This window comes from Bacillus sp. FSL R5-0434 (genome assembly GCF_038004745.1).
Taxonomy (GTDB): Bacteria; Bacillota; Bacilli; order Bacillales; family Bacillaceae; genus Bacillus; species Bacillus halotolerans.
Genome location: NZ_JBBORV010000001.1, coordinates 375,235 through 386,066, shown reverse-complemented (window position 1 = coordinate 386,066; position 10,832 = coordinate 375,235). Strand labels below are relative to the sequence as shown.

The 10,832-nt window shown below is 49.4% G+C and carries 1 protein-coding gene; it reads right to left on the bottom strand.

From position 1 onward, the window contains the following. Nucleotides 1-12: 12 nt before the first annotated feature. Nucleotides 13-10,770, bottom strand: a complete 10,758-nt coding sequence (gene srfAA, locus NYE43_RS01995; RefSeq protein WP_185848294.1) for a surfactin non-ribosomal peptide synthetase SrfAA — start codon at nucleotides 10,768-10,770, stop codon at nucleotides 13-15. Nucleotides 10,771-10,832: the final 62 nt, after the last annotated feature.

Sequence of the window (10,832 nt, the reverse complement as noted above, 5' to 3'; positions counted from 1 at the left end):
ATGCCACCTCTATTAAAAAATTTCCATTAATTTATCAAGCTCATCCAGCGTCAAATCGTCGTCGCCAAGGTCACTCGGCGTCAGTTCCGTGCCATCTTGAGATAGGCAATGTTCAATGATTCTATGAAGATGGGCCTTAAAGCTGTCACTGAATGTCTGTATCGTTTTTTCATGAAATTCGAGAGAGTGATAGGCCAGTGACATCGTCAGTTTTCCGTTTTCAATATATCCGACAACATCAAGCGCGTTCGGTTTTTCCGTTTCCGGGCTTAATGACTGTCCTGACGGCAGCTCTGATCTCGTGAATAAACCTGCATCCGACATTTCATCGAACTGACCTAAATAGTTAAAGCTGACATCCGGCTGAATGGAGAACGCCACATCTTCTTTATGCTCCGGCGCCGTCAAATAGCGCAAAATGCCGTAGCCCACTCCCTTATTCGGGATATGTCTGATGTCTTCTTTCATTTGCTTCAGCTGATAAGCCAGATCATCCGCGTGCTTCATATCCAGCACCATCGGGAACATACTCGTAAACCAGCCGACTGTCCGGGAAATGGTCAGGTCTTCTACTATATCTTCACGTCCATGCCCCTCTAAATGAACACTCACTTGCTCCTGACCTGTCCACTCCTTCATCGCCAATCCGAATGCCGTCAGCAAAATATCATTCATTTCTGTGTGATAAGCCTCATGCACCTTGGTGGTAAGCTGTTCTGTCTCTTCAGCAGTCATCGAAAATTCGATTGTCTTTGTATGTTTCATTCGCTGATCACTAGATTCGCGGTCCTTCGGAAGCTTCACCGGGACAGTCTGTTCTTCAAGCTGTTTCCAATACTCTTTTTCTTTCAAAAAGGCCTTGGAATTTGCGAAGTCTTGTAATCTCTCTGCATACTCCGCAAACGAATGGGTTTTCTGCGGAAGAACCGGCTCGTTCCCTTGCTCCAGCTGTGTATAAACCGCAGCGAAATCCTCCAGTAAAATCCGCCACGATATACCGTCAACCACTAAGTGGTGAATCACAAGCAGCAAGTGGTCTCCGTCTTCTGCTTGGAACAAGCCTGCTTTTAACAAGCCGCCTTCCTTCAAATTGATGCTGCTTTGCAGACGCTCCGCCTCTCTCTCTATGCGGTCTTCATGATCTATAGCCTGCCCCTCAAGTTTGGTGATCTCTAAGTGAACAGAGACAGCATCAAGCCCTTTGTTAAATTGAACGATCTCCCCTTGTTCCTCGCGGTAGACCATGCGAAGCGCGTCATGATGCTCAATCAGTGCCTGTAATGTCTTTTCAACCCGTTCAGGATCGAAGCCCTTCGCAGAATGAAGCATGACCGACTGATTCCAGTGGTGTTTGTTCGTGAAATTCTTTTCAAAGAACCAGCGCTGAATCGGCGTCAGGATAACTTCGCCCTCCACAGGGCCTTGGTCTGCCTGTTTGCCTTCGGCACGCTCCACGTATTGTGTCAGTTCTTCAATCGTCGGGTGCTGGAAGAGATCCTTCATTTCCAGCTTCCAGCCGTGCTGGTTCAAGCGGCTCGCCATCTGGATTCCTTTAATAGAATCTCCGCCGAGCGAGAAGAAATTGTCGCTGACACCGACTTCAGAAATACCGAGCACGTCCTGCCAAATGCCGGCAAGCAGCTCTTCCATGTCAGTGGACGGCGCTTTGTATTCTCCGCCCCCTGCTTCGATGTCCGGCTCCGGCAGCGCTTTGCGGTCTACTTTGCCGTTTGCGGTAACCGGAAGCTCGTTTAATGTCACCCAGAACGCCGGGATCATGTAGTCCGGCAGGGTATCCTTGAGCGCTGACTTCAGCGCTTCTGTGTCGACGGTTTCCGGTGTGACATACGCCGCGATCGCTGTATTGCCGCCTTTATCTTTTACAGCTGTCACTGCCGCATCCTGCACCTCAGACAGCTGGGCCAGCTGCACTTCGATTTCTGACAGCTCGATTCGGTAGCCGCGGACTTTGACCTGCTGGTCGATCCGGCCGATGTATTCGATGCCGCCGTTCGTCCATTTCACCAAATCGCCTGTTTTGTACATGCGTTCATCCGGCACGAACGGATCGGGGACAAACCGCTTCGCGGTTTCGTCTTCCCTGTTCAGATAGCCGCGCGCCAGTCCGCGTCCCGCCACACAAAGCTCTCCGGCCACGCCCTCCGGCTGAACCTGATGGCTTTCGCTGAGAATGTACACTCTCGTATTGGCGATCGCGCGCCCGATGGAAAGCGAGCCTTCCTCCGGATTGATTTCTGTGCTCGTCGCAACGACAGTGTTTTCGGTCGGCCCGTAGTTGTTGATGAGCTTGTACGGCTTTTTCACTGCGCGCTTCAGCTTGTCTCCTCCGGTCAAGAGGACGCGAAGTGATGTGTTCTCAAGCTCCATGAACTGTTCCGCCAGCTGCGTCGGCAGGAACGTGATTGTGACGTTATGCGTTTCGAAATAATCATTCAGGCGGGTGATATCAAGGCGAATCGCTTCATCAATGACGTGAAGCTCAGCGCCGATCGTCCAGGTCGGGAACATCTCCCAAATAGAAGCGTCGAACCCGAAGCCCGCGTACTTCGCACTGCGGTCCTCCGCCGTCATGCCGAACGCGTCATGATGCCAGAAGCACAGGTTCACAAGCGCATGGTGCTCGATCATAACACCCTTCGGCTGTCCGGTCGTTCCTGACGTATAAATCATATAAGCAAGGTGATCCGCGGTTGTGTCGGTCTGCGGATTTTCCTCATCGTTTTCATCAAGCGGCAGGATCGTGCGGTTGCCGTCAAGAAGAATGACCTCGCCCGTGTAGCTGTCCGGCACTGTGATGCCTTCCTGTTTCAAGAGAAGCGTCGCGCCGCTGTCCTGTAGGATATATTCAATCCGCTGATCCGGATAGTCAGGATCAATCGGCACAAATGCCGCTCCTGCCTTTAAGACGCCGAGCACCGCAGCGGACATTTCAAGCGACGGCTTTGTGAGAATGCCGACGCGCTCATCCGCGCCGATGCCGCAGTCGATCAGAATCCGCGCCAGACGGTTCGCCTTCGCATTCAGCTCGCCGTACGTCCATGACTGCCCGTTATACGTAACAGCCGGTTGGTCTTTGTGGCGCTGAGCCGTTTCTTCAAACAGCTGATGAACCGTTTTGTCTGTCGGCACAGGCAGTGTTTTCCCTCTCCATGCCTCCAGAAGCGTTTGTTTTTCTGTTTCGTTGACGAGTGACAGGCTGGAAAGCGGCTGGTTTGGATTTTCTGTTACTGCTCCTAAAAGCTGAATCCAGTATTGCTTCCATCGTTCAATCGTTTCCGGTGTAAACAGCGCCGTATTGTATTCAAGAACAAATGTGAGCCCCTCGCCGGTTTCGTCAGCTGTCAGCGTGATATCAAACTTGGCCGTTTTCCGCTCAAACGGATGCGGTTCAAGCTCGCCCCCTTTCATCGTTAAATCTTTAATGTTCGCATTTTGCATAGAAAATACTGCGTCAAATAAAGGGTTTCTGCTTGTGTCACGGTGAACCTGAACTTTTCCGATCAGGTCTTCAAGCGGGTAATCCTGCGCTTCAAATGCGCTAAGTGCTGTTTCTTTCACTTCGCCAAGATAATCCGCAAACGTCTTATCGCCCTTCGGATACGTGCGCAGCGCCAGCGTATTGACAAACATGCCGATGACGCGGCTGATGTCTGCTTGAGAGCGTCCGGCTACCGGCGAGCCAACAATGATATCGTTTTGCCCGCTCAATTTTGATAAAAACGCACTGTAAGATGCCAGAAGAACCATATACAATGTGGAATCCGTTTCCTTCGCAAGCTTGCGAAGAGCATCTGCTTTTCTTGCATCTAATGAAAATGCAATCCTGTCTCCCTCAAACGTTTGAACCGCAGGACGGCTGTAATCAGTTGGAAGAGTCAGCACCGGCAGCTCTCCTTCAAGCTCCTTCAGCCAATGCTCCTCTTGCTTCCGGTACAGCTCGGACTGAATAAACTGCTGCTGCCACACGGCATAATCCTTATATTGAATATGAAGCGGCTCAAGGCTTTCTCCGTCGTACAGCTTCGAGAGTTCATCAATCAGCACGCCGACAGACGCTCCGTCGGAAATAATATGGTGCATATCAAACAGCAGCAGATGCTCAGTTTCTGAAAGCTTGATCAGCCCCATTCTGAACAGCGGCAGCCGGTCGAGTGTGAACGGACGGATAAACTCAGAAACGATCCGCTCGGTCTCTTCTTCTGGAGCTTCGAAATATGCCATATCAAACGCTGCTTCATCCCAGATTCGCTGCACCGTTTCTCCGTCTTTTATTTCAAAGGTTGTTCTGAAGGCTTCATGGCGCTCCATTAACTGATTCATTACGCATTTGAGCCTTTCAACGTCCAAATGACCCTTCAGACGCAGAACCGATGGCATGTTGTAGCTTGTGTCCGCTCCTTCAAGCTGCTGAAGCACGTACATCCGTTTTTGCGGAGAAGAAACAGGATAAGTCTCTTGTTTCTTTGCCGGTCTGATACTGATCGCTGTTCCTTTTTCAGCGGCGGCAATAGCCTGCGCTAAGCTTTCAACAGTCGGTGATTGGAAAAGATCCTTCAGAGAAAGCTCGGCGCCCAGTTCCTGATGAATCACGGCAAGCATCTTCATGCCCGCTAACGAGTGTCCGCCGATATCAAAGAATTGGTCATAGATGCCGATCTGTTCAACCTGAAGCACCTGTGCCCAAATGTCTGCGACTTTTTGTTCTATTTCATTGCGCGGCGCAACATATGAAACACCATTTGAGATGTTGGCGTCAGGAAGCGGAAGCGCCCGACGGTCGATTTTTCCGTTTCCGGTCAGAGGCAGCTCGTCCATTTGGATAAATACCGCAGGAATCATGTAAGCCGGCAGATCCTTTGCCGTATGCTCTCTCAGCTCTTGCGCTGTAATCTCACCCTGTCCGACAAAATACGCGCAAAGCAGTTTGTCTCCCGCACCTTGATCGACAGCAAGCACAACGCTCTCCTGCACACGATCGTGGCTTTGCAGCTGGTGCTCAATTTCTCCGAGCTCAATGCGCTGTCCGCGGATTTTCACCTGGTGGTCGATCCTTCCGATAAATTCGATATCGCCATTCGGCAGCCATCTTGCCAAGTCACCTGTTTTATACATGCGTTCGCCTTTTTTAAACGGATGCGGCACAAATTTCTCCTCAGTCAGTTCAGGTCGGTTGTAATAGCCTTTCACGAGGCCTTCCCCGCTGACACACAGTTCTCCGGCGATGCCGGCAGGCTGAACATGTCCCGCGCGGTCAAGAATGTATACTTCCGTATTGCTGACCGGTTTTCCAATCGGAACGGACATCGTGTGCTCATCCAATTCATCAACTGGATGATACGTCGCGAAAACCGTGCTTTCAGATGGGCCGTACATGTGAAGCAGCTTGCCTTTTCCAACGGTCTGCAGCGCTTTTTTCACATGATCTACAGAAGCCCGTTCTCCTCCGAACATAATCTTGCGCAAAGTCGACAAGCATGTCGGATTCAAGTCCACAAGAAGGTGGAACAGAGCTGTCGTGATCATGAGAATGCTGATGTTCTCCCGCTCAATGACACGAGAAAGACGAGCCATGTCCAGAACTGTTTCTTTCGGAACGATGACAAGCTTCGCGCCGTTTAAAAGAGAACCGAACACATCAAACATAAATGCGTCAAATACATAGTTTGAGAGGCCGAGTATCGTATCCTGTTCCGTAATGCTGAGATAATTCGTCTGCTTAACCGTGCGCATAATATTGGCATGTGTCACGATATTCCCCTTTGGCGTTCCTGTCGTACCGGATGTATATGTCAGGTTGGCCATAGCCGCCGAATCAAACGGCAGAGCGAGGTTTTGCGCATCGCCGTGATAGCTATCATCCTCATCAGCGAGCACGATGACGCCTTCGAATTCCGCTTTTTCCGCTAACGCCTTTAATTTCTTCTGGGTGAGAAGCACTTTCGCTCCGCTGTCTTGGAAGAAATGCTGCATCCGCTGAATCGGGTGTTCCGGATCAATCGGTACATAAGCCGAACCGGATTTTAATACCGCCAGGATTGACACAATCATATCCATTGACCGTTCACATAGGACGGCCGCTGTCCTGCTTTCGCCTGCTCCCATTGAAAGAATGCCGCGCGCTAAACGGTTGGCCCGTTCATTCAGCTCACGATATGTGAGCGATTGTCCTTCATATTGAAGTGCCGGACGATCCGGCGTTTTGGCAGCCTGCTCCTCAAACAGCTGAACAATCGTTTTGTCTTTCGGATAAGGCGTTCTTTCCGGGTTAAACTGCTGAACTTGTGAAGCGGCTTCCTGTTCAGAAAGAAGATTGTATTCAGAAATTGGTTTCTCAGGCTCAGCCGCTACATCTTCAAGCAACCGCGCAAAATGCGTGAGCAGCCTGTCTGCCGTGCTTCGTTTAAACAGTTTGGTGCTGTAGTCTAAATCAAGATCAATGCCTTGGTCCGTTTCTCTTGCCTGAACCGTTACATCAAATTTGGCAATGTTGAAATTGGTCTCATGAATCGACAATGTCAAATCGCCGACAGCCGGAATGCCCGCCGTTGCGTTTTGGAGACTGAACATCGTGTCAAACAATGGATGCCTGCTGATATCACGCGGTATATTCAGGTCTTCAACAAGCCATTCAAATGGATAATCCTGATGAGAAAAAGCATTCAGGACCTGCTGGCGCACACGTGTGAGCAGGCTGTTAAAGGTCTCATCCTGCTTCACCTCGCTGCGAATCGCGAGCGTATTGACGAACATGCCGACAATGCCCTCTGTATCAGAATGATGTCTGCCCGCTGAAGGAGTGCCGACAATGATGTCATCCTGCCCGGTATATTTAGACAGGAGCGTATAGTAGGCTGACAGCATGACCATATAAAGTGTGGCTCCATTTTTTTCAGCTAAACGATACAGGCGATTCTTTAACTCCGCATCCAGCTTGATGGAAACCCGGTCTCCTTCAAAGCTTTGGACAGGCGGTCTCGGATAATCGGATAGAAGCTGAAGCACTGGAAGCTCACCCGCAAAGGCTTCCTTCCAATACGCCTGATCCTCCTGGTATCCCTCAGCAGCCCGCGCGCTTTGCCAGACGGCGTAATCTTTATACTGAAGACGGAGCTCAGGAAGCTGTTCACCGCGGTAAATCTGTGCCAGTTCCTCCAAAATAATGCCGATGGAAACACCGTCAGAAATCAAATGGTGCATATCAAACAGAAGCATATGACGGTTTTCTTCAAGCTCCATCAATCCGATTCTCAACAGCGGCGCTTTCGATAAGTCAAACCGGCGGACAAAAGAAGTCATAACCTCCTCATTTGAGCGGCCGCTTCTTTCAATCATCTCGATGTTGAACTGAACACTGTCATGAATTTGCTGTCTCGGCGTACTGCCTTCAAGCACAAATGACGTCCTCAGCGACTCGTGGCGGCTGATTAATCCGTCAAATGCGCGTTCCAGTTTTAGAATGTCTAAAGGCCCCTCTAAAATAGCTGCCGCCGGCATGTTATATCCGACTCCCGCATCTTCGAATTGGCTGACAATATACGTCCGCTGCTGCGCCAAAGAAAGCGGGTAATGTTCCTGTTTTTCAGCTGGCTCAATTGCCGCAAACGTCCTGCCTTCTTTACGCTCGGCCGCCTCAGCAAGAGCGGCGATGGTCGGATGCTCAAACACATATTGCAGCGGGATGTCAGCGCCCGTCTCCTTATGAATCTTTGTTAAAAGCGTCATGGCCTTCAATGAATGACCGCCCGTTTCAAAGAAATTGTCAAAGACCCCGGCTTTCTCAACGTTCAGCACATCCTGCCAAATCTCAGCGATTGCTTTTTCCATTTCGTTTCGAGGTGCGGTATAAGCTGTTCCGCTTACCGCTTTTACCTCAAGCGCAAACAGCTTGCGGCGGTCAACTTTACCGCTTGGTGTGAGCGGGATTTCTGTGATTTCTGTGATGTAAGCCGGCACCATATAGTCAGGAAGCTGTTTTGCCGCGTGTTCCCGCAAACGTGCTGGAGCAAATTCGCTTCCCCCCTTTTGCACAACATACGCACAAACCTCAAGATTCCCTTGGTCGTCAGGCCTCGCCAAGACGACAGCTTTGGCAACATCAGGCGCCTGCTGAAGCACGGCTTCAATTTCTCCAAGCTCAATGCGGTATCCGCGAACTTTGACCTGATCATCTTCTCTTCCTAAATATTCGATCGTTCCATCTGGAAGCCAGCGCACCACATCTCCGGTACGATACATGCTGTCACCGGGCACAAACGGGTCTTGTGAAAATTTCTCAGCTGTCAATTCCGGAAGGTTTAAGTAGCCTCGTCCTACACCGTCACCCGCGATATAAAGCTCGCCCGCCACGCCTTCCGGCTGCAGACGGCCTTTTTGATCCAAAATATACAAGCGGTTATTCCCAAGTGCTTTACCGATTGGCACATACGCTGATTGAACTGAACTGTCCGGGTGGACCGGATGAACGGAAGCATCCACACACGTTTCAGTCGGCCCGTACACATTGGTCAAACGAGGAACGGCACCCGCTTCTTTGAACAATGTCAGAAGCTTGTCCGCCACAACAGAAGAAAGACCTTCCCCGCCAATCAGTAAGTGTTTGAGCTTAAGACCAGTCAAATCTCCCGCAGCAATCAGCATTTGCAGATGGGCCGGTGTTCCGTCCGTCGCCTCAATCCCGTATCTGCGGTAATACTCAGCAAGAGCAGCGCCATTCGTCACCGTGTTCTTCGGTACAATATAAAGGGTCTGTCCCAAAAGGAGCGACGCGAAAATCTGTTTCACTGACGCATCAAAGTGGAACGGCGCAAGCAATGCCATCCGCAGGGTCTGACTCTCACTCTGATAAATGGTCTGCTGCAGAGATTCAACCAAATGATGAACCTGGCGATGCTCGATCATCACTCCTTTTGGACGTCCGGTTGTTCCCGACGTATAAATAATGTAGGCAAGATCACCAGCGTTCAGATTGACATCCGAAATAGCATCTGTACCGCCTGCAATCGCCTGATCAAAGTCAATAAGCTCAGCAGATGCACTTGGAGACGCAACCTTCGATTCAGTCAAGACGAAATCCGCACCGCAGTCCTCCAAAATAAATTGGATGCGCTCTGCCGGAAACTCGGGGTCAATCGGCACATAGGCTCCGCCGGCTTTTAAAATCCCCATAATGGCCGTGATCATTCGTTCAGAGCGTTCGAGCAAAACGGCAACCGGGCTGTCTGCACGGACACCCTTCTCTTTCAGCACACTGGCAATACGTGATGATTGTTCATGTAACGTTCGATAGGACAATGCTCGATTTTCAAACACAACCGCGGGCTGATCAGCAAGCGATTCAGCCTTTTCTTGAAACAGCGCCGGAATCGTCATGTTCTTGCGGTAATTGACCGGTTCACCGCCAGCCCGCAATAGCAGCCGCTCTTTCTCCGCCTCAGAAATCAGCGTCAATTCATCAATCGTATGATTCGGGTGCGTAAGTGCGTTCTCAAGCAATGTCATCATGCGTTCACAAACAATTTTGATTTCTTCGCGCGTCATTAAATCAGTACGGTAGTCAAAGTCAATTGTAAGTTTCCCAGTATCCCATCGATCCTTCACATGAATCGAAACATCATTTAATCCGCTTCCGCTGAAAATGGGCTCAGTTAAAAAGGCAAGATTTTCTTCTTTCTGCCACTGCATCACCTGATACTCAAGAGAAACCGTAAACAGCTTTGTCACAGAGCTTTTTGTTTCACGAAGATCATTGATGAGAAGATTATACGGGTACTTTTGATGGCGAAGAGTTTTCATTAAATCCTTCATCCGGTCTTTAACAAAATCAAAAAACGCCTGTCCGCCGTCAATGTTTGCCCGAAGCGGAACCGTAGAAACAAACATGCCGAGCATCTGCTTCTCTTTCGCATTTGTCCGGTTGCCCATAAATGTTCCTGTAACCACATCATTCTGGCCGCTGACTCTGTACAAATAGGCTGCAAGCACCGATTGAAATACCGATAAAACGCTGACCTTGTGCTCCTCACAAAAGGATAAAATTTGCTGATGCAGCGCCTCAGGCACATCTTGAGAGAATCTCTCAGCATCTAAACTTCCGCCTGCAGGAGCATTCCGTTTCAGGGAAACGAGTTCAGGCACCTTTTCGAATTGCTTGTTCCAGAACGCTTTATCTTTTTCAAACCGCTTCGATTGAGCATAGTCCTGTTCAGACAAAACATGATCGATAAATGAATGCGAGATTCCTTTTTTTGTTTCTGATCCGCCTGCTAATTCCAAGTAAATGTGCATAATGGCGTTTCCGAGGATGTTCATGGAGATCCCGTCAGAAATCACATGATGAACATTTGCGTAAAACCATACTTCATTTTCTTTGATGGTAAACAGGGAAAAACGGAATAAATCACAATCGTACAGAGGCAGAGGTTTTTTCGTTTCCTCCCGGCCCCATTGTGAAATAGATTCTATCGCATTCGGATCTCCGGTGGTGTCAGTATGTTTTATATCAACAGGCCGATACTCGCTTATATATTGAACGGGCTCTCCATTTTCATCGAGACGCAAACGAAGGCGCATTGCGTCATTTCTGCGGACAAACTCTTGAATCGCTTGCTCCACAAGCTTCCAGTCAATTTTTTCAGTTGAAACCAGCTTACCAATCCCCGCAAGATTTGAAATACTCGTATGAGGATAAAATTTTTCTGTATACCAAATTCGTTTTTGAGCATCCGTTAAAGGATAAAAAGTTATTTCCATATTATCTTACCTCCCCTAATCTTCAATAATCTGTAACATGTGCAGGATTATTTCTATTTCGT

Excerpts from the sequence above, each read along its gene's own strand:
- srfAA (WP_185848294.1), bottom strand. The coding sequence starts at position 10,770 with ATGGAAATAACTTTTTATCCTTTAACGGATGCTCAAAAACGAATTTGG.